Annotated in this window: 20 protein-coding genes; 3 read left to right on the top strand and 17 right to left on the bottom strand. The window is 33.5% G+C overall.

Features of this window, described 5'->3' with window-relative positions; all coding sequences use genetic code 11:
• The first annotated feature begins 94 nt into the window (after positions 1 to 94).
• Complete coding sequence (locus tag N4A35_04220; GenBank protein ID MCT4580601.1) at positions 95 to 2,113, top strand: T9SS type A sorting domain-containing protein; 2,019 nt, start codon at positions 95 to 97, stop codon at positions 2,111 to 2,113.
• A gap of 66 nt (positions 2,114 to 2,179) precedes the next feature.
• On the opposite strand, the gene N4A35_04225 is transcribed toward N4A35_04220, so the two are convergent.
• The 6 genes from N4A35_04225 to N4A35_04250 all read right to left on the bottom strand — a co-directional run bounded on the left by N4A35_04225 (position 2,180) and on the right by N4A35_04250 (position 6,028).
• Positions 2,180 to 2,908 (bottom strand): FAD-binding oxidoreductase, encoded by a 729-nt coding sequence (locus N4A35_04225; protein ID MCT4580602.1) that lies wholly within the window; start codon positions 2,906 to 2,908, stop codon positions 2,180 to 2,182.
• Positions 2,905 to 3,459: a class I SAM-dependent methyltransferase gene (locus tag N4A35_04230; GenBank protein ID MCT4580603.1), complete on the bottom strand. Its 555-nt coding sequence runs from the start codon at positions 3,457 to 3,459 to the stop codon at positions 2,905 to 2,907. Before N4A35_04230 ends, N4A35_04225 begins: the two co-directional genes overlap by 4 nt.
• The gene (locus N4A35_04235) at positions 3,452 to 4,195 is read right to left on the bottom strand and encodes an SDR family NAD(P)-dependent oxidoreductase (protein ID MCT4580604.1); all 744 of its coding nucleotides are present in this window, start codon (positions 4,193 to 4,195) and stop codon (positions 3,452 to 3,454) included. The genes N4A35_04230 and N4A35_04235 overlap by 8 nt, the downstream gene beginning before the upstream one ends.
• Before the next feature lie 63 nt (positions 4,196 to 4,258).
• Positions 4,259 to 4,819 (bottom strand): Crp/Fnr family transcriptional regulator, encoded by a 561-nt coding sequence (locus N4A35_04240; protein ID MCT4580605.1) that lies wholly within the window; start codon positions 4,817 to 4,819, stop codon positions 4,259 to 4,261.
• Between the two features lie 12 nt (positions 4,820 to 4,831).
• Complete coding sequence (locus N4A35_04245) at positions 4,832 to 5,341, bottom strand: hypothetical protein (GenBank protein ID MCT4580606.1); 510 nt, start codon at positions 5,339 to 5,341, stop codon at positions 4,832 to 4,834.
• Positions 5,342 to 5,362: 21 nt separating this feature from the next.
• Entirely contained in the window at positions 5,363 to 6,028 is a 666-nt protein-coding gene (locus N4A35_04250) for an NAD-dependent epimerase/dehydratase family protein (GenBank protein MCT4580607.1), read from the bottom strand.
• Positions 6,029 to 6,152: 124 nt separating this feature from the next.
• Between N4A35_04250 and rocD the strand changes: the two genes are divergently transcribed.
• Positions 6,153 to 7,391 carry an ornithine--oxo-acid transaminase gene (rocD, locus tag N4A35_04255; GenBank protein ID MCT4580608.1) on the top strand — a complete coding sequence of 413 codons (1,239 nt, stop codon included), beginning with the start codon at positions 6,153 to 6,155 and terminating at the stop codon, positions 7,389 to 7,391.
• 64 nt (positions 7,392 to 7,455) lie between these two features.
• Here the strand turns inward: rocD and N4A35_04260 are convergent, their stop codons facing one another.
• Positions 7,456 to 8,778, bottom strand: coding sequence for a T9SS type A sorting domain-containing protein (locus tag N4A35_04260; GenBank protein MCT4580609.1), 1,323 nt, complete (start codon positions 8,776 to 8,778; stop codon positions 7,456 to 7,458).
• 253 nt (positions 8,779 to 9,031) lie between these two features.
• Positions 9,032 to 10,348, bottom strand: coding sequence for a 30S ribosomal protein S12 methylthiotransferase RimO (gene rimO / locus N4A35_04265; GenBank protein ID MCT4580610.1), 1,317 nt, complete (start codon positions 10,346 to 10,348; stop codon positions 9,032 to 9,034).
• A 207-nt stretch (positions 10,349 to 10,555) separates the two neighbouring features.
• On the opposite strand from rimO, the gene N4A35_04270 reads away from it, so the two are divergent.
• Positions 10,556 to 12,193 (top strand): hypothetical protein, encoded by a 1,638-nt coding sequence (locus N4A35_04270; protein ID MCT4580611.1) that lies wholly within the window; start codon positions 10,556 to 10,558, stop codon positions 12,191 to 12,193.
• Positions 12,194 to 12,199: 6 nt separating this feature from the next.
• Here N4A35_04270 and N4A35_04275 read toward each other — a convergent pair whose 3' ends face one another.
• The 9 genes from N4A35_04275 to N4A35_04315 form a co-directional block, all read right to left on the bottom strand.
• Positions 12,200 to 14,212 (bottom strand): T9SS type A sorting domain-containing protein, encoded by a 2,013-nt coding sequence (locus N4A35_04275; GenBank protein MCT4580612.1) that lies wholly within the window; start codon positions 14,210 to 14,212, stop codon positions 12,200 to 12,202.
• A gap of 60 nt (positions 14,213 to 14,272) precedes the next feature.
• Positions 14,273 to 15,379: a DNA alkylation repair protein gene (locus tag N4A35_04280; GenBank protein MCT4580613.1), complete on the bottom strand. Its 1,107-nt coding sequence runs from the start codon at positions 15,377 to 15,379 to the stop codon at positions 14,273 to 14,275.
• Positions 15,380 to 15,381: 2 nt separating this feature from the next.
• Entirely contained in the window at positions 15,382 to 16,344 is a 963-nt protein-coding gene (locus N4A35_04285) for a hypothetical protein (protein ID MCT4580614.1), read from the bottom strand.
• Between the two features lie 6 nt (positions 16,345 to 16,350).
• On the bottom strand, positions 16,351 to 17,193 hold the full coding sequence (locus N4A35_04290; protein MCT4580615.1) for a DUF5777 family beta-barrel protein: 843 nt from the start codon (positions 17,191 to 17,193) through the stop codon (positions 16,351 to 16,353).
• Positions 17,194 to 17,197: 4 nt separating this feature from the next.
• Positions 17,198 to 19,114 (bottom strand): T9SS type A sorting domain-containing protein, encoded by a 1,917-nt coding sequence (locus tag N4A35_04295; protein MCT4580616.1) that lies wholly within the window; start codon positions 19,112 to 19,114, stop codon positions 17,198 to 17,200.
• Positions 19,115 to 19,127: 13 nt separating this feature from the next.
• The gene (accC, locus tag N4A35_04300) at positions 19,128 to 20,603 is read right to left on the bottom strand and encodes an acetyl-CoA carboxylase biotin carboxylase subunit (protein MCT4580617.1); all 1,476 of its coding nucleotides are present in this window, start codon (positions 20,601 to 20,603) and stop codon (positions 19,128 to 19,130) included.
• A gap of 109 nt (positions 20,604 to 20,712) precedes the next feature.
• Positions 20,713 to 21,918 (bottom strand): MFS transporter, encoded by a 1,206-nt coding sequence (locus N4A35_04305; protein ID MCT4580618.1) that lies wholly within the window; start codon positions 21,916 to 21,918, stop codon positions 20,713 to 20,715.
• A 67-nt stretch (positions 21,919 to 21,985) separates the two neighbouring features.
• Entirely contained in the window at positions 21,986 to 22,561 is a 576-nt protein-coding gene (locus N4A35_04310; protein MCT4580619.1) for a Crp/Fnr family transcriptional regulator, read from the bottom strand.
• Between the two features lie 148 nt (positions 22,562 to 22,709).
• Complete coding sequence (locus tag N4A35_04315; protein MCT4580620.1) at positions 22,710 to 23,135, bottom strand: hypothetical protein; 426 nt, start codon at positions 23,133 to 23,135, stop codon at positions 22,710 to 22,712.
• Positions 23,136 to 23,223 lie beyond the last annotated feature (88 nt).

Genomic DNA, 23,223 nt, shown 5'->3' on the forward strand with positions numbered 1-23,223 from the left:
TTTATCCTGTTTTTTTAAGTTTTTATCAAAATATTTCTATAATTAATATTTATTTAGTAAATTTAATGTAAGAAAAAACATAAAACATATAGTCATGATAAAGATTACCCCACTAATCCTTTGCATGCTGACTATTTTTTACAACGGATTTACACAAGTCCCAGTAGTTAGTGCATCCCAGAATTTAAGCCTTCCATGTGTAGGAGGAACTGATAACCGATCAGGAGTAGCTTACAACCCTAATCAGCAATTATATTACAGTGTAATAGCTGGAAGTGTAGGATATCACATTGAAACATACGACCAAAACGGCGCTCCACTCAACTCATCCATACAAGGGTTCGATTATAGAGGCCTTTGGTGGAACCCAAATAACAACCAATTAGAAGGGAATGGGTATGGTACATTTGGAATTTGGTCACAAGATTTAGATCTCAATGCCCATCCTTACTCGACCGGGACAAACGAAATACATGGAGTTAGTGCCCCTAATCCTCAATGCGCAGGAGATTATGACTGGATTGATGATGAGATTATTTATTATTACAATGGAGCCATATTTAGATACGATAGAGCTAATCATCATGCTTTAGGCAACCAACCAATAAGTAATTTACCAGTAGCAATATCAAACATCAATAAAACTAACGTTGTTTACACTGGTGTACCTGGTATGGAAGCTGGTATTTATGATTACAACAACAAAGTATTATACTTTATTGATAAAAACACTGGCATTTATCAAACCAGTTGTCAACTTTCACAAAATGCTCCTGGAGCTAACTTATTTCGACTTGCTTTTGCTAATAATCATCTTTGGTTATATGATATCGCAACTTCTGAATGGAAAGGCTATGAAGTCATTTCAGATTGTGAATCTGATGTAAAGTTAACAGTTTCTGCTTGTGATTATTATGATTCTCCTTCAGGAAGATATTCATACAGTTCATCTGGTTTATATATGGACACATTAACTAACAGTAATGGGTGTGACTCTATCATATCTATTGATTTAACTATCCTCAAACCTTCTTATGGCGAAGATATTCAAGTGGCATGTGACTCATTAACATGGATTGATGGCTTAACTTATACTTCATCGAACAATACTGCTACGCATAAAATACAAAATGCTGCTGGATGCGATTCTATTGTTACCCTTAACCTTACGATCACTCACCCAACCTACTCTATTGATAAACACACTGTTTGTGATTCGTTAACATGGATAGATGGAATTACCTATACGCAAGCAAACAATACTGCTACTCATATCGTAACAAATGCTGCTGGATGTGATTCTATCATCACTTTAAACTTACAAGTCAATCATACGACCTACAGCACAGATACTCACTATGCTTGTGACGATTTTACATGGATAGATGGAAACACCTACTTTGAATCAAACAATACTGCTACATATCGCCTAACCAATCAACAAGGATGTGATTCTATCATCACTTTAGACCTAACGCTATACTCATCAGGATATCATGATCAAACTGCAACGATATGTTATGGAGAAGGTTTTGCCGTTGGCCATATTGTTCATTACGAAGCTGGAGAGTATTACGATATGCTCCAAACTGTTAATGGCTGTGATTCTGTAGTACGAACGGTTTTAACTGTTGAAGCTCCTATCGATACTTATGTAGAACGTCTTCACAATCAATTTAAAGTAAACCAAGCAGGAAATGCTAGTTACCAATGGATTAATTGCGATTTAAATCAACCTATTACTGGAGCAACAAATCGCATTTTCTTAGCTCAAAAAGAGGGAGAGTATGCTGTTGAGGTTACTGTTAATGGCTGTCTAGAAACTTCTATCTGTAATCGTTTACCTTATATGACAGGGATGGATGAAAATGTACTCGACGCTATTACTTTATACCCTAATCCTTTTAAAGATCAGATTCAGCTTGAATTTAATCAGTTATTAGAAAAAGTTACTGTTTCTCTAGTTGACATTACAGGAAAAACAATTACCAATGAAGAACATCATCATATCAACCACTTAAACATAACGACCAATAATTTAAGTGTAGGTGTGTATTTTGTAAAAATTGATTATCAAGGAAATAGTAAAGCTTATAAGGTTATTAAAAATTAAGTTTTAGCGATAAATAAGCTATTGAAGACCATCTACTGTATTAGGTAGATGGTCTTTTTTATTAAACTATAATCCTTTCTTACCTTTTCTCCAAAAGGGTTTTATAGTAAGATTCTTCTTACTAAGGTTATACTTTTCTTTTAACAACTTATTTAAGCTAATACAGACATCCCCATCACCTCCTATGTAAATCATAGTATATTCTAACTCTTGAGGAGGTATTAACGCTATTTTTTGCTCAATAAAGCCAAACATTTTGTCTTCTTTTTTTATAAAATCAAAAGGGTATTCCCCATCAATATCTGGAAAATAACTGTGTCTATTAACGCCATATATCACACCTGTATATGACTTTGATTCAGGTAGCTTCCTCTTCATAAAATAAAGATGAGAAAGTGCACTAATATCACCTATAAAAAAATGATGTTTATATTCATCTCCTCCAAGGACAAAACGGCCTGTAGGCTTTGTAAAAAAAATAGTATCTCCCTTACTTATTGTTGTAATCCATTTAGCCCCAGGTCCACTTCCCAGATTAGATATAGCCAAATCCAACTCCCCCTTTTCTCTGTCATGATTCCATATTGAATAACTTCGGTTTACTGAAGCTTCTAAAAGACCTCCAGCGATATGTGGCTGAACCAAAATATGTAAATGTTGTCCTATCTGATATGACATTTGCTTTAAAAACACCCCTTTTAATCTTAAATGATAGACATTTTCAGCTATTTTCCGCTTCTCTTCAACTACAGCATCATAAGTAAGCAAATCTCTAATAATACTATTTAACTTCATTTTTTTTGAACTAAAATTGATTTACTGAAACGTATTTTAGGGGTTTCTACTTCAACAAACCCAGCATTCAATAAAGCTTGTTGTGTTTTTCTAAACGCTTTTTTTGACACGACTATATTAGGTTCAAAGACCAATAACAAACCATTTGTGTCTAGCTTATTGTATATCGTTTCAACCCAGTCCTCAAGATTGGACAATTCATGCATGACATAAGCTGCTAATGCAAAATCAATTTTAGGTATAGACTCCATGGATTGAACACTTGTATTGACACATTTTATATTCTTTATTTTTAAGGAATTAAACTTATCTTTTAATATCTTAAACATTTCCTCTTGGATATCCACAGCTACAACAACTCCTTGATCTCCAACAATTCTAGCTAATGGTATCGTAAAATAGCCAGGACCACACCCTAAGTCTAATACGGTCATTCCCTCCTGTACATAAGGATTCAACAACTTGTATGGATCTTGAAGTATTCTTCTTATTTTACTATCTAATCCTCCAGATTTCTCTACCGGATATGTATGTGTTTCTTGATTATTCATTTTCTAATGCATTTATTTTTTTAAACATATAATTAGGAGCTATTCTTGATAGAAATGCTAACAATCTGACCTTTCCTACTTTTACCTCCCATTTACCTTTCCTTAATCCATCAAGCATTTCTGTTACAGCGTCACTAACACCTATTGCTATTTTAGGAGGTTTTCCATTATGCCATGGTGTTTTTACAGCAGGAAACAATACCTCTACAACTTTTATATTTTGGGGTACCTGTACTCTTAAGACCTGTGTGAAAGAATGCAATGCAGCTTTTGTTGCATTATAATAAGGGTATAAAGCTCTTGGGGCATAGATTAAACCTGTGGTAATGTTTACGATGTGAGCTTTTTCATTACTCTTGATTATTGGACATAGTAGTTTTATGAGGTGAATTGGAGCGATCAGATTTGTTTTAACCTCCAAGTCTAATTTTTCTAAAGTATTTTCATCTTTAATAAAATCGTGAGCATGAACTACAGCTGCATTATTGATAAGAATATTTAATTCTGGATATTTCTCCTTAACAAAGCGATACAAATCCATACATCCCTCTACTCCTGAGATATCACACTGAATAATTGCTAACTCGGGAATTTCTTGTTGGGCTTTCCTTAATTTCTCATCATTCCTCCCACAAATAATGACTTTGTTCTTCTTTTTGACTAATTCTCTACTCAATTGGAGTCCTATTCCAGAACTTCCCCCCGTAATTAATACTGTATTATTGTATAAATCCATTGATTACTTTTTTGATTTGCATCCAAAAGTACAGGAAGACTTATACGTGTACATTGACCTATGTTAAGTCCTAATTTTCTTTTTTATTCGACTTAACGACTCTGGATGTATCCCCAGATAAGAAGCGATTACAATTTGTTTAACTCTTTTTTCTAAATGTGGAAATTCTTTTAAAAAGTTTAAATACCTTGTCTCTGCATCCAGTAATAAAAATTCTCTCTCTCTTTTTTCTTTTATTCCAAAGCCCTTCTCAACCATTTTCAATATAAATTTTGTCCAAAAAATATCTGAATCAACCAATTTTTGCAATTTTGCGTATGGAATTTCAATAATTTCAGCATCTTCTAAAGCTTCAATATAAAAGTGAGAATTTGTTTGGGTAATCATTGAGGAGTATGATGCTAAAAATAACCCCTCACTAATAATTCCTTTAGTATATTCCACTCCTGTATCTGTAATATACACATATCTAAACAGCCCTGAATTAATATAAGCAATACTTTTAGGTACAGCTCCTTCTCTTAAAAAATATTCTCCAATTTTTATTGATCTCTTTTTACCTATTGCTATTAATTCAACTGCTCTTTCTCGAGGCAAAATATTTTCTAAATCATTAACAATCATACTACCCCTCTTTTATGTCTTTATCATTTTTAGCATCTTTTTCCATCGTCTTCTTCTGTATTGATACAATAATAATACACCGCGAGCCATTATCGGCGTCAAAAAGCCACAATAAACATCTATTTCATCTTTATAACTAGTTTGTTGTTGACTCACAGCAGTTAACTCCATAGTATGATTCCATATTTTCGCACTCCTATTCCGTTCAACCGTTTGAATCTGATATGCTGTAACATCTATTTTTTCAAAGGCTATTGAATGGACACCTCCTATTGGTATAAAATGAAACAACAATACTTTCGTTTGAACAATAGTATGCACTTTCCATATTTTGGGGAATTTTCCCTTTAATGGACGAAACTTCATTACCCCGCGAGCAACATACTCCAATGTTTGACTCTGTAACAACTTCTCCCAAACATTTTTTATGGGGCTATCAATTATTGAACGAACAATAACTTTCTTTCCTTTAACCTTACGACCGTTATCGTTTAGTTCAATATTTTGAATAGAAGACTCCATAGACTACTTAAAAATAAAAGATTAATTTCTAGTAGCCAATTTGTTTAAATCTTTATTTTCCAAATATTTTAATTCTTGTGGGTAAAATAATGTATTTAATAATGCCTTACCCAGATTTGTTGTTGAAATAAGGTGTTTAGACTTTTTCATCAATGGAAAAAATGGTCTCATAATCGTATACATGGTATTATACCAACCTGTTTTAGATACAATCCCTTTTTCAGGAATTAGACCACCAAGACGAATCAAGTACACCTCTTTAAATCCTTTACTTAAAATATAATTTTCTGTTTTTCCTTTTACCCTAGCCCACATCACTCTTCCTTTTTCCGAACTATCGGTTCCTGTACCAGAAACATAATTAACCAACATCCTTGGATTTGCATGATATGCAGTATCAACTATAGATTGGGTATATTCGTAAGTAAACTTATTATAATCTTGTTCAGACATTCCTACTGCCGAAACTCCCATACAATGAAACAAAGCATCATATCCCACTAACGCATTTTGAATGGAGCTAAAATTTGAAAAATCATTCAACAGTAGCTCCTTAACTTTTGGATGCGTTAAGTTTACAGAATTTCTATTGATTAACAAGATTTCCGTGATTCTATCATCCTCTAATCCTTCTAATAGTACAGACTTTCCTACCATTCCTGTACTACCTGTTATTATTATTTTCATAGTATCGTTTAAAAAGACATCTAAATTAAACAAAATCAATGTTAAAATACGGTTTTGAAAGATTAAGATTTAAACCTTATCTTTGAAAGAATAAAACTAAATACTTAACACAAATAATATGGAAATGACATTGAGTAAAATCTCATCTAAAGATGCAATTGAGTTAGAAGACAAATATGGTGCACATAACTACCACCCCTTACCTGTTGTATTGGCCAAAGGTGAAGGTGTTCATGTATGGGATGCTGAAGGAAAACATTATTATGATTTTTTATCTGCTTATTCGGCAGTTAACCAAGGACATTGTCACCCAAAAATTGTTAAAGCATTAACAGACCAAGCTTCAACTCTTGGTTTAACTTCTAGAGCTTTTTACAATAATGTGTTAGGTGAATACGAGCAATACATTACCAACTACTTTGGCTTTGATAAGGTATTACCAATGAATACTGGTGCTGAAGCAGTTGAAACTGCATTAAAACTATGTAGAAAGTGGGCTTATGAAGTGAAAGGTATTACTGAAAATGAAGCAAAAATTATAGTTTGTGAAAACAACTTCCATGGAAGAACAACAACTGTAATTTCTTTTAGTAACGATCCTGTAGCTCGTAAAAACTTTGGACCATATACACCTGGTTTTATTAAAATACCTTACAACGATGTTGATGCATTAAAAACAGCTTTACAAGAAGAGAATGTTGCTGGATTTTTAGTTGAACCTATTCAAGGGGAAGCAGGAGTTTATGTCCCAGATGAAGGCTACTTAAAAGTATGTAATGAGCTCTGTAAAGAGCATAACGTCTTATTTATTGCTGACGAAGTTCAAACTGGTGTTGCTAGAACTGGTGAATTATTAGCGGTAAACTATGAAAATGTAAATCCAGATATTTTGATTTTAGGAAAAGCGGTTTCTGGTGGTGTTTATCCTGTATCAGCTGTTTTAGCCAATAATGCTATTATGAATGTTATTAGACCTGGTGAACATGGTTCTACATTTGGAGGTAACCCTACAGCTGCTAAAGTTGCAATCGCTGCTTTAGATGTTGTAAAAGACGAAAAACTTGCTGAAAACGCTAAAGTTTTAGGAGAGCTATTTAGAGCTGAAATGAACCGTATTATCGCTTCAACCGATTTGGTTAACTCGGTAAGAGGTAAAGGTCTATTAAATGCTATTTTAATTAACGATACTGAAGAAAGTTCAACTGCTTGGGATATCTGTATGGCTTTAAGAGATAACGGTTTATTAGCTAAACCTACTCATGGAAACATTATTCGTTTTGCTCCTCCTTTGGTAATGACGAAAGAAGAATTAATGGAATGTGTAGCTATTATTGAGAAGACGTTAACTGAGTTTAAGAAGTAATAAACTCATCCCAATAAAATACTAAGCCTAACAGATTAGAAATCTGTTAGGTTTTTTTATGCGTTTATTGTACAACCAATTTCCCCCTCCCTATTACTTTTTGATTAGAAACTATCTTAGCGTAATACAAACCTACTTTCAATCCCTCTCTATCTATCACACAGTAATTATTATTTGAAATGGTTATCATTTTCACCAATTTACCTGATAAATCATAAAGGTTTAGTGTCGCTTCTCCATCAAAATTTACCTCAGAAAATTCTGCGCTGGTTCTATAATACATAGGATTGGGATAAAAACGAATGCGTTTACCTAAATCCAAAGTATAAATATACGAGCTACAATTATTAAACGATTTAAAAATATAATAGGCTGGTTTTATAGCCAACGTCGAATCATCGATTAATCCTGATGCCAAATGAGCTTGGTTATTGGTCCCTTCAACGAGTTTAAAATAATAGGCTTCAGCTATTTCTAAACTATCTAGTTTTTTGATGTAATCATATAAACGGTCAGCCTGATAAGAATCGGAATACGGCTCTGTATTTAAATTCGGACCTCCAAACTCAGATACAATAATTGGCGTTGTAATGGTATCAATAAAATTGTAATAATATTCATCCCACTGTTCTACATCATCGTATAAATGTAAATCTATAAAATCGTAGTTGGCATATTTTAATACTGAATCGATTCGTGCCTTAACTTCTTGAATAGCCGGTGTTGAACAATTATTCGCTAAAAAGACACTATCATACACCACTCCATCATCGTCATCAAAATGAGTTACCCAGCCATTACACCCTGCTAAAAATCGTAATGATATCGTTGTAAAACCTCCTAAAACAACTTTTACATTAGGAGCATTGGTCTGTACAGAATTATACAATACATTGTGTGCTTGGATAAAAGCATTAGCATTTCCAGCATACCAATAATCAGATTGCCATTCGTTTCCAAATTGAATTTTAGCTATTTTATCACCATATCTAACTAATACGGAATCTATGTAGTTTTTAAAATCATTATTATCATTAAAAACGCAAGAACGGTCGTTGGACACACCAGAGCAGGCCCAGTTCGGTCCATTGGATTGGATTGTCAATAAGACTTCGTAATTGTTAGAATCTGCCCACAGCAATCGCTCTTCTAGTGGCCCCCAGTTAAAACTCCCTTGTACTGGTTCTCGGTTTGACCAATCCTCCCCTATCCTTATTTTTTGAACACCTAAATCATCTAGGTATGTTTTAGCAAAAGTACGATATGATGCTTGTGCAACTGGAGGGAAAGAAATCCCCAACTCTGTTGTTACTAAACATGTATCACTTTGTGCTAAAGTCAAGAAAGGAATTAACGTTAAAACGCTTATCAATAATCTTTTTTTCATTTATTATTTTTTACTAATTATTATCCATTCCTAAATGGTATACTTCATAAAAAACTGCCCAGTATTTCAGAAAAAAATAAAACCTATTAAAATGGTACAGATTGAATCAAATCCATCATAAAATTACATTAGACTCTACAAAAGGACAGCATTGAGCTTCTTTTAGGCTGTTCTCGATACGAATTGATTTTAACCAATCAATTCACTCGAACTGACTAAAAAAAAGCGATTCCAATAGCAGTGAGAACTTGTCTTAATCAACTAATTCTCCATACAAATCAAAGTGATCGGCTTTTGTAATCTTAACCGTTGCGAAATCACCTATTCTTAAATAGGTATGTTCATCTTTTTTAATCAAAACTTCATTATCTACTTCAGGTGAATCAAATTCTGTACGTCCAATAAAATAATCTCCTTCTATACGATCAAAAAGCACTTTGTAAGTTTCCCCTACTCTTTTTTGATTTAAATCGAATGATATTCCTGCTTGCAATTCCATAATCGCTTCTGCTCTTTCTTTTTTCACTTCATCAGGTACATCATCTTCTAAATTATAGGCATGTGTATTTTCTTCGTGTGAGTATGTAAAAATTCCTAAACGATCAAACTTTAATTCTTCCACCCAATCGTACATTTCTTGGAAATCTTCTTCTGTTTCTCCTGGATATCCAGCTATTAATGTTGTACGAATGGCCATATTCGGCACTTTTTCTCTAAATAAACGTACCAACTCAGTTGTTTTCTCTTTGGTTATTCCTCTTCGCATTGACTTTAAAATCTTAGTCGAAGCATGTTGCAGAGGAATATCTATATAATTACAAACTTTTGGATTGTCTCTCATTACCTCTAAAACGTCTTGAGGAAAACCAGATGGATATGCATAATGCAAACGAATCCAATCTAAACCATCTATTTTTGATAACTCGGTTAACAAATCTGCCAAAGCTCTTTTCTTATAGATATCCAACCCGTAATACGTTAAATCCTGAGCAATCAATATGATTTCTTTAGTTCCATTTGCCACCATATTTTCAGCACTTTTAACTAAATTTTCAATTGGTGTAGAAACATGCTTCCCTCGCATTAACGGAATGGCACAAAAAGAACATGGACGATCACAACCTTCTGCAATTTTCAAATAGGCATAATGAGAAGGCGTTGTAATAATTCGCTCACCTACTAACTCATGTTTGTAATCAGCCTTTAACGTTTTTAATAATCGAGGTAAATCCCTTGTACCAAAATAACCATCTACATCTGGTATTTCTTTTTCTAAATCATCTTTATAACGTTGAGATAAACATCCTGTTACAAAAACTTTTTCGACTAAACCGTCTTTCTTTGCATCAACATAATGTAGAATTTGGTTAATCGACTCTTCTTTTGCATTATCTATAAATCCACAAGTATTAATAATCACAATTTCAGAATCATCTGAAACGGATTCATGTTCCACTTCAAACTTATTGGCTTTCAGCTGTCCCATCATTACTTCAGAATCAAATAGATTCTTTGAGCACCCCATCGTTATGACATTAACCTTATTTTTCTTTAATGTTTTTGTTTTCATGTTTGCCTATTTAATAAGTGTCTGCAAAGGTATTTAAAAAGACTAGATTTGCTACTATTTTGTTCGTTAGTCTTTACTTCCTTTCTTTATTTCAGCCTTTACTTTTATCATAAGAATGTCTTTTTATGCTTTTCTTAACATTTTATTAAATCAGACTTTCCATAGCAGCTATAAAAACAGCTAACTTCGCGGTCTAAAATTTGCGTCATGTTAAATGCATCGATTTTCCAAAACCCATTAGTCTTACTTTTTTTGGTATGTGCTATAGGATATGCTGTAGGACGAATTAAAATTGCTGGAAATTATTTGGGTATTTCATCTATTTTGTTTGTTGGGTTGTTTTTTGGTGCGCTAAACCCCAACAACAATGTTCCTGTCATCATCTTTGAATTAGGGCTGGTATTATTTGTCTACACGCTAGGAGTTAGCACTGGTAAGGCCTTTTTTAAATCTATAAAGGCGCATGGATTAAGAGATATTTCATTTGTTTTGATTAGTCTAACGATATCTGCTTCATTAGCTTTAGCGACTTATTATTTATTAGGTTTATCTCCTGATGTCATTACTGGAGTTTATACAGGAACCACAACAAACACCCCTGCCTTAGCTAGTGTTATTCAGATGGTAAGAGAGCAAAATGCTTCTGAACTTGACAACATCACTCAAGCTCTTACTGTTGGATATACATTCTCCTATCCAATGGGGATTATTGGTGTTATTATGGTTTTTAAGCTTATGCAACGTATTCTTAAAATCGACTACAAAAAAGAGTTTTCCGAACTAAAACAAGTCTATGCTCTTGAAGATGAATTGTCTTCTAAATCGGTTAAAATTAAAAATGAAACAGTATTTGGGAAAACGCTTAGAGACATCAACAAGCTATATAATTTTAACATCTTATATGGACGTATCTGCAAAAGCAACTCCACTCTACCTCAGCTAACCAACTGGGATTCTCGTGTAGAATTAAACGATGACTTAATGATTATCGGGAACGTAGACGAACTCGACAAAGTAATTTCTATTCTTGGTGAAGAATCACAAAACAATATCTCTTATGATCGTAAATTCTATGATGTAAAAAATATTTTTGTTAGTAACCCAAAACTGGTTGGTCGAGAGGTAGCTAGTCTTAATTTAACACAAAAATATGATGCTACCATTACAAGAATTAGACGTGGCGATGTAGATATGTTGGCTAAACCTAACTTAGTTATTGAACTCGGTGACCGTATTCGTTTTATTGCTAAGAGAGAAGATTTAAAAGATTTGTCTAAACTCTTTGGAGATTCTTACAATGCAGTAAGTCAAGTCAACATTTTTTCTTTAGGAATTGGAATTGCTTTAGGACTAATTCTAGGCGCTATTGAAATCCCTATTTTAGGAATTAACTTTAAGTTAGGTATTGCTGGAGGGCCTTTAATTATGGGATTATTGTTGGGCGCTATTGGAAGAACTGGAGTCGTATCTTGGACACCTTCTTATGGAGTAAATACTACTATTAGTCAACTCGGACTGGTTTTGCTACTTGCAGTTATTGGACTAAATTCAGGAAATGCTTTTATCTCTAATATTGATAATGGCGTTTGGATATGGGCATTATCGGCTGGTGCAATTATTAGTATCCTGTCTACTATTTCTAGTTTATTAATCGGTTATAAACTTTTTAAAATTCCTTTTTCTTTATTGCTTGGCTTTTTATCTAACCAACCAGCTATATTAGAATCTTCAAAAGAAATGACGCAAAATAGAGTTCCATTAATTTCCTACTCAATTATGTTTCCAATTGCACTAATTATGAAAGTTCTTTTTGCTCAATTATTGTATATTATTTTAACCAAATAACGACCATTATTTGGTGAATATGATTTTTTGAGAAGTAACTCCTTTTTCTGTTGTAATAAACAGATAGTATACACCTGCGTTTTGTTTAGGGAGCTGAACCGTTTTTGGTTGCAACTGGTGGTACTCAGCAACTAAAGTTCCAGATACATTGAATAACTGTATTCGCTCTATTCTTTCAGCGCTCTCTATATTTACAATAGCATTAGTGGGATTAGGGTACAATTGTATTGCATTATCATTTGATTTTTCAAAACCTACACCTTGAATTGTGATGGTATTTGAAGTTCCTTCACATCCATTTTGATCGACAAATGTTACGGTATAATTTCCATTTATTGTATATTCATAAATAGAATCATTCGCCCCTACAATACTATTCCCATCTAAATTCCATTGTATAGTGCCATTAGTGGTCGTGGTTTCTAATTGATTACCATTTTGAATAATTGTAATTACTGGTATAGGATTCACAACAATAGTCACCTGTTCGGAATGACTACAATTTCCATCGTTTACTGTAGCGGTATATGTTTGTGTGCTTAATGGTGAAAAAGCAACATTATCTACCACCCCATTATTCCAACTTGCAGCAGTTAATGCATCTGTGGTTAATGTTACAAGATCTCCTTTACAAATCGTATCTTGACTAGAAAAAATATCAAAACTCAGGTTACATCCACTATACTCGTATGCTCCTACATCAACACCATTACCTTGAGGTCTACTTGTTCCTTCTATATCAACTGCTGGTGCTCCTGTAGAAATTCCAGCATCAATTGCAGATGCAGTAGCTATCAGCTGTAAATCAGCGGCATTATGATTCACAAAAAAGTTACTGTAATTAGCACTTGCCCCCAACAGAATATTATTGGTAACTGTTCCTATATTTTGATCATTTGCCATTGTTGGAACGAGGTTATTCATAATGGTATTATTGGTACTTGGTGTTCCACTATAAATTCCTCCATCTGTTTTATGAGCTGTAATTTTTATCCATGCTGGTCCTACATTTCCAAATTGTTGAGGGTCATTAGGATCTTGATAACTCACGTCATAAGGATCTATCACGGTATTATTCACTATTCTACAATTGGTAGCTCCGGTTAAAGTTATTCCATGCCAATTATCTACAATTACAACATTATTTTCAATGGTCCAGTTATTATACATCCCATCAAAGCATCCTATTCCTTGCATTGAACCTCTAAATTGTCGGGTAGTATCGGTACAGTTAATAATCGTATTTTGTTTAATTACAACATTATTTACTATTGCATTCCCAACTGGGCAACAACTGTAAGATTGAAAACCGTCATAATGGTTTTCGCTATAATAATAAACAGAGACATTATCCAAAATTGAATTCCCAATATAAGCACAATCATCACCTAATCCTCTTACTCCATCTATTGTAAAATACTGAACAGTATTCCCAATAAATTGAGAGTTAGAAGAACTCATGGTTAATCCAATAGCTATATTTTTAATGGTATTGTAATTAAATTTATGTCCTGTTCCTCTTGAAAATACTCCGTTATTTGCTTTGGTCCTCCAATCATTTCTTGTCCAGTTATTGGTTGTAAGATTAGATGTAATCGTACAGTTTATAACTGTGATATTATTGGTATTGGAATATAAATCAATAAGATTAATGGGATACTGACTCGTATTTTCAGATTGTATGATCAAACCGTTTAAGAGCCAAAAAGCAGCATGTGCTGTATTTCCTATACGTATACGTTCAATAATTGGACTATGACCTGTATGCGATATAATTTCAACATTTGAAGAATTCACTCCTGTAATTTTAGGAAATCCATGATTTCCGCTTAACAAAATGATTTTATCTCCTCCATTAAATGTTGTTCCTTGATTAAAGACTGCTTCTAATGAACCCCAAGGAGCTGCTTGTGTCCCAGGATTCGTCATACTTCCATTAACAGGATCACAGTAATAGTTAATACTCCAACTATAAAAAGGGGCGATCGCAAAAATTATTACCAATAAATTCTTCATCATGACTACACACTGATTAACAACCAATTAAAGATGCAATATACTACTTTTATTTTGCTGATCTTAGGTTGTTAATCGAAATGCTAATTTTTGAAACTCTACACCATTAATAATTACAGAAACTTCATGTTTTCCCTCATAATACTTCCGCGTTGTAATGGGTTTAAAAGATTGTTTTTTATTGACAATGGTATTAGAATTAGCTGGATAATTCTTTTCACTAATCTTGAACACTTTTTTAGACCAAGTACCATTTGCTTTCAAAAAATAAATCGCATATTCCAATCTAATTTTCGAATGTGATTGATTATTATTAATGACTTCAAATTCAAACTCTAGGTACTCACCAACGCTCACTAATGGTGTTTTTACCGTTAAATTATCGACTTGAATTTGATCCACAGCTCCAAAACCAAACAACGACATTACCTCTTGATTGCCTTGTTTTAACAAGGTTCTTGCAGCATGTTTAATCAATTTCTGACGCTCTTTTGTATCCTTATCCCAACTTTTTATTAATGCAATCACCTCAGCTGGATGATCTTTAGAAATATCATTTAAATTATTGGCTACGCTCCTTCTAACATATTCAGAAGAATCATCTTTTAAATGCTCTAGTATTGGAAAAATAGGTTCAGGTTTTGTCTTTAATACAGGTACAGCCATTGCCCATGGTAACCTAGGCCTTATTCCTTCTGACGCTAATCTTCTTACATGCAAGTTCTCATGTAATGCCCACTGAAGCATTTGTTGGGTCATCTGTTGATAATATTTCAAAAAGAAAGGACGAACTGCAAACTCGCAAGTAATAAACTGTGTAATTTCCTCCATTGCTGAAACAGATCGATCATAATAATCTATTCCATACACTTCAATATAATCGGGTAAAAATATAAATGCCAAATGGTCTGAACCAAAACCATTACCTTTCAGAACAGGAATCAATTCCAATAAAAACTCAACATCTTTTTCGAAGTCGTTCGTCAGGTATTTGTTTAACGTCAGCGTAACATGACGCATTCGTTCTTTTAACTCTTTTTCTTTCCATTCTTTATTAAAAATACTTTCCAAAAATCCTTCACGATCAAATTCTGGTAAGACCTCAACAATTGAACTTGTTAGTTTATCAAAAAAAGAGACACTATAAACATTTTTTAAAAGTTCAGCCATAATTATACTTTTAATACACTCACTCGAACATTACTTGCATATTTACCCCCTGGATAGGTATCAAAATAATCAAAGTTCAACCAAATAAAACCATCTTTATCTTGATAATAATATATTGGTTTATTTTTAGACTCGGCTTCAAACAATTCATTTTTAATCAAATACGCTACAATTTCTAAATCTTTCTTCTTCCCTATTTTAACTTCAGGATAAAGGTGTCCGGTAATTGTACTATCTGGATTAGTAATAATTGTTCTAACCAATTGCACTTCTCCTCCTATAGCCTTAATTAATCCAGCCATTGTAATACTGTAATCATCACAATCCCCTTTCAGCTTTTCATCTTCATCAAGTAATAGTAAAGTTTGGCTACTTTTCACATATAAATCTTCCCCATGTGGATCAAACACATAATTCCAACGATTACGAACTTCTTTAAAAATAGACAACGCTTGATTAATCTTTAAACTAGGCATTATCTTTTTATAAGGATCAAAGTTTTTTATTGCCCAATTTGCTGCCACTTCTCTTGTTTTAGGGCTGTTATAATCTATAGCATAAACAATCAAAGCCTCACGACTAAATGTATTTTTCTTTTCCTCAAACTGATATGGTGTAGCATGTTCCTTTAGGTTATAGACAAATGAAGAATAATCATAATATAAGTTATTAAAATCGTAGTAGCCTAACCAACTACTAACAGACAACCCTATAAAACCAACCCCCAATAAAATATAAGAAGCCTTAAAATAGGCTTGAATAATAATATAGAAGATAATAAATAGCCCTCCAAATAAGATAATATTATCTATTCTCAATCCATTTCCTATAGGAATTTTAATAACGGGAACCTCTTTGTATAGGGTAACAAAAATTGGCAACACAATTAGCATAGAAAGAATGCTAGTCAACAACCCCGAAAGAGAGTCTTTTAATCGACTGATAAAAGGTTGTTTAACACTCATTTTCTATTACATTTTAAACAATCGTCCAAAAGCAAAACCTAAGCGAAAACCTCCATTTTCCCATGTTGAATTGGTATAAGGTAAATACTGACTTTCTGTAAACCCAGGTGAATTGCTAAATAGAATACGGAAAACGTGCCCTCCAGTATTGAACTCTAAACCAATTGTTAATGGATCATAATAGGTCTGTCCTAAGACACTTCTTGAGTTAGGCAGATTTAAGTAATATTCGGTAGTCAAAGCCAATATTTTATTTATTTGCAATTTTGCTCCAAAACCAATACTCCCCATCGTATTCACATCTTCGAAAGCGACATAATTTCGATGCATTAACGTTGGTACTACCTGTACTGAAAAGCGATCATTCAACTTTTTAGATATTAAGGCTTGAAATGTATATGCTAAACGATGAACATTGTTTTGAAAAGAAACAGGAGAAGTAGAGTCTGAACTAGCTTCCATTGTTGAATAAGAAGCATTAGCTAATAAAGCAACATTAACTGGATTCCCTCCCTTTTCTTGTTGCATCAATTTATATTTAAAAAAGCCGTTGACTAACTCACGATATGGCCCCGCTCCTTTACTAATAGAAAAACCTGTTAACAGGTTATTAGTAATCCCATAATCAGCACCAAACGAAACATCAGTTGTATAGAATGTATTTTTTAACCCATTTGAATAGTCTCCGAATTTATGTCCAAAGAAAAGATCCAACTCTTTTTTCCACAAAGTTTCAGTGGTATGTCCGTTTCCTAAACGAGTAGCATTAAAGGTGTTGTATACTTTTTCCTGAGCCAATACTCCCAAAGAAACACACATTGCTACTACTAATAAAATCGATTTTAACATAAGTTTAATTTGTTTTAACTAGACGTAAAACCTTTTTAAAATTGTCTTGTTTGACTAAGAAATAATATACTCCTGGAGCTGAATTTCCTAGATCAAAATCTAGTTGTTGTTGGTTCTCAATATCAATAACCTGTTGCGAATATAGTAATTGTCCACTTTCTGATATAATATTGACTTCTATTTTCCCTTTTATCCCTCCAATTTTTAATGTTGTTAAACGTTGCGTTGGATTTGGATATAAGATTGCTTTTACATTTTCTAAATGTACTCCACATGGAGCATTAATTGTCGCTACAGAATCTTTCTCTATAGGATGCCATGTCGTTGAATCTACCTTAGATGGATCTGTACACGATAACATTGGTTCTATGTTCTCTAAATGATTATTAGTTAGAGAATCTGACCATTCCTGATCAACATTTACATTGATGGTTGCCAAATTTGAAGCGTACACAAAGGTGCTTCTTCCATGATCCTTTGCAGAATACTTAAACTTTTTACCAGACGGTGTAATCAATTCAGTTTTTCCATAATAAATCCCAGCTGTATACAACTGGTTGTTTTGAATGCTGGTATGCTGAATAAGAGACCAACTTTTATCTGACTGAATATCTTTCTGAGTTGAAACTAAACTATCTCCCAACCATACACTTGAAAAACTGGTATGATCTTTTGAAGTAATTGAATCTATATTCGGATTATTAAAATCCAAAGTTCGATCAAAAGTTCCAGAAATATAGGTTACTCCTTTTTGATCCAATGCGATACCTACTCCTTCACAATCATTACCATAGTCTTTATTTTTATAAAAATTGGCAAAGTCAGTATCTCCATTAGGCATAAATGCACAATAGAAAAAGCTATTGGTTGAAGTGTGATTAAATTTTGTTTTATTTACTGGTGAAACTCCTTTAGATATAGAACATTCATAGGAATAAGAACCTGTAACAAATATTTTCCCTTTCTCATTAGTTGTCACCGCTTTTAAACGTTGGTGATTTCTTCCTCCAAATTGAACTAGCCACGCTAACGAATCTTTTGAGGTATACTTTGCTAAATAAGCATCATGTGAATCATAATAGCCATCATTTGTTAAAGAATCCTTTGAAGTAAACCCTATGGAACCTTTGAATGGGCCATATAGTAATACATTATCTTGATGATCAATATGAATTTGCGGTGGCTTTGAGGAATCCCATTCCTTTTCTCGGTATCGCAATGGAATCTTTTTAATGAGCTTCCCTGCTTTATCCAATTTATAAATGGAGATTCTATTTTTCTTATTCATGGGTCCAGCTATAGAATCTAGAATATGCGCCCCTTCTTTTAGCGTTCCTGTATGATAAAAAGACCAATAAATTTCTCCTTTACTATTCACCTCTAGATCTCCAGATTGCCCAAAGATTTCATGATAAGCTTTTGCCCAAATACAATCTCCTTTAGGAGAGTACCTCGCTAAAAATAAAAATTGAGTTTGGTGTAACTTACCTTTGGGTTTAGGGAAGCCCAGTTTAATTGTTTTCTTTTTAATAGAAGGGAATGTCCCCACACCATCAAAAAAACCAGCAACTAACAGATCTCCATTAGGAGCGATTGTCATGGTATTAATTCGACCATCGTAAGCACTTTCAAAATCTAGTCCCCAAATGGCTTTACCCTTTTTATCTAATTTGATAATTGCTCTAGAGACATGTCTTCCGTAGGTAAACTTCTTTTTTAGCTCTGGAACTGTTAACTCCATTGAGTAATTAATCCCGACGTAAGCATTTCCTTTTGGATCAACAGCCATATCCCCTAAATCGGTGGTATTATAGCCATCAAAAATAAAATTCCACTTCGCTTCAGTCTTCGATTGAGCGTATCCAAAACCTGTTAATATTATACAACTAATAAAAACAGGTAATCGATTTATTTTACTCAATAAAGTCATGAATTTATACACGATTTACCTCCCAAGCTTTCACTTCACTTGATGGAGAGTAATCTGGTTTAATCTCATTAGCATCAACAAAATAATTGGCCATTATTGCTGCCACTTCTTTTTCATCTTTAGTTGAATTATCCATTACTTCTGGGGATTGAAAATAGTGTTTTACAAAATGAGTATCAAAATTTCCAGAAGTAAACGCTTCATGGTTGATTGCGTATTTACAGAAATCTAAGGTCGTTTCGATCCCAACAATATCATAATCTTCTATTGCTTTAGTCATTTTACGAATGGCCTCTTCTCTTGTTGGAGCATAGGTGATCAACTTAGCAATCATAGGGTCATAATAGATTGGAATTTCCATACCTTCTTCAAACCCATCGTCAACTCTAACCCCTTCACCTGTTGGCCTTTTATAGACTTCTAATGTACCTATGTCTGGCAAGAAATTATTTTTAGGATCTTCAGCATACACACGAATTTCTAATGCATGCCCATTGATTTTTAAATCCTCCTGTGTAAAGCTTAATTTTTCACCTCGAGCAACTTTGATTTGTTCTTCAACTAAATCCACTCCCGTAATCATTTCTGTTACAGGGTGCTCAACTTGTAAACGGGTATTCATTTCTAAAAAGAAATATTCTCCATTTTCATATAAAAACTCTACCGTTCCAGCTCCAACATAATTACATGCTTTAGCTACCTGACAAGCAGATTCTCCCATTGCGGCTCTTAATTCAGGTGTTAACACCGCTGACGGTGCTTCCTCTACCACTTTTTGGTGTCTTCTTTGAATAGAACACTCTCTCTCAAACAAATGCACTGTGTTACCATGTTTATCTGCTAAAACCTGAATTTCAATGTGGCGTGGTGATCCTACATAACGTTCAATAAATACCGCTCCATTACCAAATGCTTTTTCTGCTTCACTTACAGCTAAATTCATCTGCTCTTCAAACTCTTCTCTATTGTCTACAATACGCATCCCTTTTCCGCCTCCACCAGCTGAAGCTTTAATTAAGATAGGATAACCTATATCATCTGCAATCTTTTTAGCTGCTTCAATATCTTCAATGGCTTCATCTAAACCAGGAACCATTGGTATTCCATAAGCTTTTACAGCCTGCTTAGCCGATAACTTATCTCCCATTACTTCCATCGACTCAGGAGATGGGCCAATAAATGTGATTCCTGCCTCAGTTACTTTTCTTGTAAACTCCGCATTTTCACTTAAAAAACCATAGCCAGGATGAATTCCATCTACATTTAATTCTTTACATATTTGAATAATATTATCTCCCAATAAATAACTTTCATTACTTGGTGGTGGCCCAACACAAACTGCTTCATCAGCATATTTTACAAATGGAGCATTGGCATCTGCTTCTGAATAAATCGCGACAGATTGAATCCCCATTTTACGACAACTTCTCATTACTCGTAATGCTATCTCTCCTCTATTGGCTACTAATATCTTTTTCATCTTGTTTTTTAATTAATGAAGCTAAAATTAACTCACTCCACGATAATAATTTTCGATAAGTACAAATATAAGAATATCTAGAGGATATGAAAATGGATCATGCACGGAGTCATTTTTTATTTTCCATCCTCATTTTAATGACTAAAGCAGATAATAATGTGAGCCCAGCAATAAATACAATTGAATATTCTAGATTAAAGGCATCTGCAATAACTCCTGTTAATATTGCTCCTATTGCATATCCCAAATCTCTCCACAATCTAAAAACCCCAATACTATTTGCTCGATCTTTTGGATTTGTATTTTCGGCTATGGCCGCTAAAAAAGTTGGATAAACTAAAGCCGTTCCCCCTCCTAACATTAGCGACAATAATATATAATGAGCATAACTATTAGCATATATAAACAAAAATAAAGCTAAAGCTTGAAGTAACATTCCTGTAAAAAGCAATTGCTTTTTAGGATATTTATCAGCCATTTTCCCTGTAAATAACTGCCCTATCCCCCAAACACCTGGATAGACTGCTGTGATAACTCCTATTGCTTCTACATCAAATCCTTTTGTAGCCAATAAGATAGGAAAAACACCCCATACCATTCCATCATTTAAATTATTAATTAAACCAGCTTGTGATATTGCTCCTAAATTGGGATGACGCCACGTTGTATCCCAAAAAGTATTTTTTAGAAGGGGAGTTGCATTGCTACTTGTTTCTTTAGCAACATGTCCCTTGGTATCTTTTACAAAAAAAACACTAAAAATTAACCCCAATAAAGTTAAGGTAATCCCTAGGTAAAAAGGATAAGGGCGTAACCCATAATGATGGGCAATCCATCCTGTAAAAAAAGCGACAATTGCAACAGAGAGATACCCAGCAAATTCATTTAACCCCATTGCAAAACCTCGATCTTTAGTCCCCACTAAATCTATTTTCATTACCACTGTACTACTCCATGCTAATCCTTGATTAATCCCCAAAAAAACATTAGCCAAAATAATCCAGTTCCAATTTTGAGCATACATCAAAACAAAAGGCACTGGAATAGCAAATAACCATCCCAAAATAAGTAACCTTTTCCTTCCAAACCGATTCGCAAGCACTCCTGTAAAATAGTTGGTAATCGCTTTGGTAACTCCAAAGACAACAATAAAGGAAAGGATAGCAGTTTTTACAATTAAACCAAATTCTTTCGCTGCAATTTCTGGTAATAATGACCGCTCTAACCCTACCATTCCTCCCACAAAAGCATTGACAATCACTAATAATGTAAATTGCTTCCAATTTTCTTTCAACCCAAGTTTAATTTCTGCCATCCCCTTATTCCTTACCCTGCAAAGTTCTTATGGCTTGACCTTATTTCCTTTAACAAATGTTAAATAATTAAATGGAGGGATAATTTTTTGCTCTAATTCGACTTAAACTAACTTGAGTAATCCCCAGATAAGATGCGATATGCTTTAAAGGAATTCTTTGAATAAGGTTAGCATTGTTTTTTATTAAATTATGGTAGCGCTCTTCAGCTGTATAAAATTGTAAAGATTCTAAGCGCTGTACTGTCTGAACATAAGCTTGCTCAATAATAATTCGAAACAACCTTTCAAGGTCGCGATGCTCTTCATACAATTTAAATAATGCTACTGCATTAATCGCTATGAGTTCTGTATCCTCTAATGCTTGTATCCCTTTCTTAGAGGGTTGCGCATCAAAAAGGCTATCGGCGCGAGCTACAAAACTGTTTTCTAATTCAAAACTTTCTGTAACATCTACTCCATCTTTTAGATAAAAGATTCTTAACAGCCCCCTATTTACAAAATAAATGGTCTTACACCGATTTCCTATTGCTTGAAGCTCTTCATTTTTTGCAATATCTATTTTGGTAGAAATTCCCTCTAAAGCTTTTTGGGCTTCTTCTGATAATTTAGAAATAGCTTGTATTTGTGTAAATAGGTTGATCATTTTGGGTTTTCAATAAGTTAATAAAACTAATTATTCTTTTTCTATCTATCTCAGCTGTAAAGAATATAAAAACAGCACAAGTCACATCAATACTTCTAATCTCTTTCTCTATTTAATATCAGCAAAAGCACCTTTTGATAGAAAAGTATCACCTTGCTATTTTTTTTACTTCTACCTCTTTCATATTGTATGGGATATCGTAAATTATATCTTTATTATTAATAAAAAAAACACCCGTTACAATCACATGCTCATTAAGTAAACATGTGTCTATTTTTTTCTTAAAATTTTTTATCTCAATAACTTGATCTATTATTGGTTTATAATTGAAAACATTTTCATTAGCTACAAAGTAACTTTCGCGCAAACAAAATAAAACACCTTTAATTTTAACAGTTTTACCATGATAACTTAATTGTTTATTTGTATAAACAGGGGACTCAATAATGCCTTTATATTCATCATCATACTCTTCAATGATATCAGTCACAACTAAATCTTCCCAACCGATATTTATCACCTTTGATTGGTCAAATAATCCTACAAATACTAAAACACCTATTAAATACCTCATTTTTACCTCTCTAAGTTATTCTCAAATCATAATTAGTTATCCCCCCTAAAAGAGAAAGCACTTACAAACAGAGTTAAATTATTGGTTC

The organism is Flavobacteriales bacterium (assembly GCA_025210295.1).
Classification (GTDB): domain Bacteria; phylum Bacteroidota; class Bacteroidia; order Flavobacteriales_D; family Parvicellaceae; genus S010-51.

What these genes read in the sequence shown, in the direction of transcription:
- N4A35_04235 (MCT4580604.1), bottom strand. Translation starts at nt 4,195, where the DNA reads ATGGATTTATACAATAATACAGTATTAATTACGGGGGGAAGTTCTGGA.
- N4A35_04310 (MCT4580619.1), bottom strand. Translation starts at nt 22,561, where the DNA reads ATGATCAACCTATTTACACAAATACAAGCTATTTCTAAATTATCAGAA.
- rimO (MCT4580610.1), bottom strand. Translation starts at nt 10,348, where the DNA reads ATGAAAACAAAAACATTAAAGAAAAATAAGGTTAATGTCATAACGATG.
- N4A35_04280 (MCT4580613.1), bottom strand. Translation starts at nt 15,379, where the DNA reads ATGGCTGAACTTTTAAAAAATGTTTATAGTGTCTCTTTTTTTGATAAA.
- N4A35_04305 (MCT4580618.1), bottom strand. Translation starts at nt 21,918, where the DNA reads ATGGCAGAAATTAAACTTGGGTTGAAAGAAAATTGGAAGCAATTTACA.
- N4A35_04315 (MCT4580620.1), bottom strand. Translation starts at nt 23,135, where the DNA reads ATGAGGTATTTAATAGGTGTTTTAGTATTTGTAGGATTATTTGACCAA.
- N4A35_04270 (MCT4580611.1), top strand. Translation starts at nt 10,556, where the DNA reads ATGTTAAATGCATCGATTTTCCAAAACCCATTAGTCTTACTTTTTTTG.
- N4A35_04275 (MCT4580612.1), bottom strand. Translation starts at nt 14,212, where the DNA reads ATGATGAAGAATTTATTGGTAATAATTTTTGCGATCGCCCCTTTTTAT.
- N4A35_04245 (MCT4580606.1), bottom strand. Translation starts at nt 5,341, where the DNA reads ATGGAGTCTTCTATTCAAAATATTGAACTAAACGATAACGGTCGTAAG.
- N4A35_04260 (MCT4580609.1), bottom strand. Translation starts at nt 8,778, where the DNA reads ATGAAAAAAAGATTATTGATAAGCGTTTTAACGTTAATTCCTTTCTTG.
- N4A35_04290 (MCT4580615.1), bottom strand. Translation starts at nt 17,193, where the DNA reads ATGTTAAAATCGATTTTATTAGTAGTAGCAATGTGTGTTTCTTTGGGA.
- rocD (MCT4580608.1), top strand. Translation starts at nt 6,153, where the DNA reads ATGACATTGAGTAAAATCTCATCTAAAGATGCAATTGAGTTAGAAGAC.
- N4A35_04250 (MCT4580607.1), bottom strand. Translation starts at nt 6,028, where the DNA reads ATGAAAATAATAATAACAGGTAGTACAGGAATGGTAGGAAAGTCTGTA.
- N4A35_04230 (MCT4580603.1), bottom strand. Translation starts at nt 3,459, where the DNA reads ATGAATAATCAAGAAACACATACATATCCGGTAGAGAAATCTGGAGGA.
- N4A35_04285 (MCT4580614.1), bottom strand. Translation starts at nt 16,344, where the DNA reads ATGAGTGTTAAACAACCTTTTATCAGTCGATTAAAAGACTCTCTTTCG.
- accC (MCT4580617.1), bottom strand. Translation starts at nt 20,603, where the DNA reads ATGAAAAAGATATTAGTAGCCAATAGAGGAGAGATAGCATTACGAGTA.
- N4A35_04225 (MCT4580602.1), bottom strand. Translation starts at nt 2,908, where the DNA reads ATGAAGTTAAATAGTATTATTAGAGATTTGCTTACTTATGATGCTGTA.
- N4A35_04220 (MCT4580601.1), top strand. Translation starts at nt 95, where the DNA reads ATGATAAAGATTACCCCACTAATCCTTTGCATGCTGACTATTTTTTAC.
- N4A35_04240 (MCT4580605.1), bottom strand. Translation starts at nt 4,819, where the DNA reads ATGATTGTTAATGATTTAGAAAATATTTTGCCTCGAGAAAGAGCAGTT.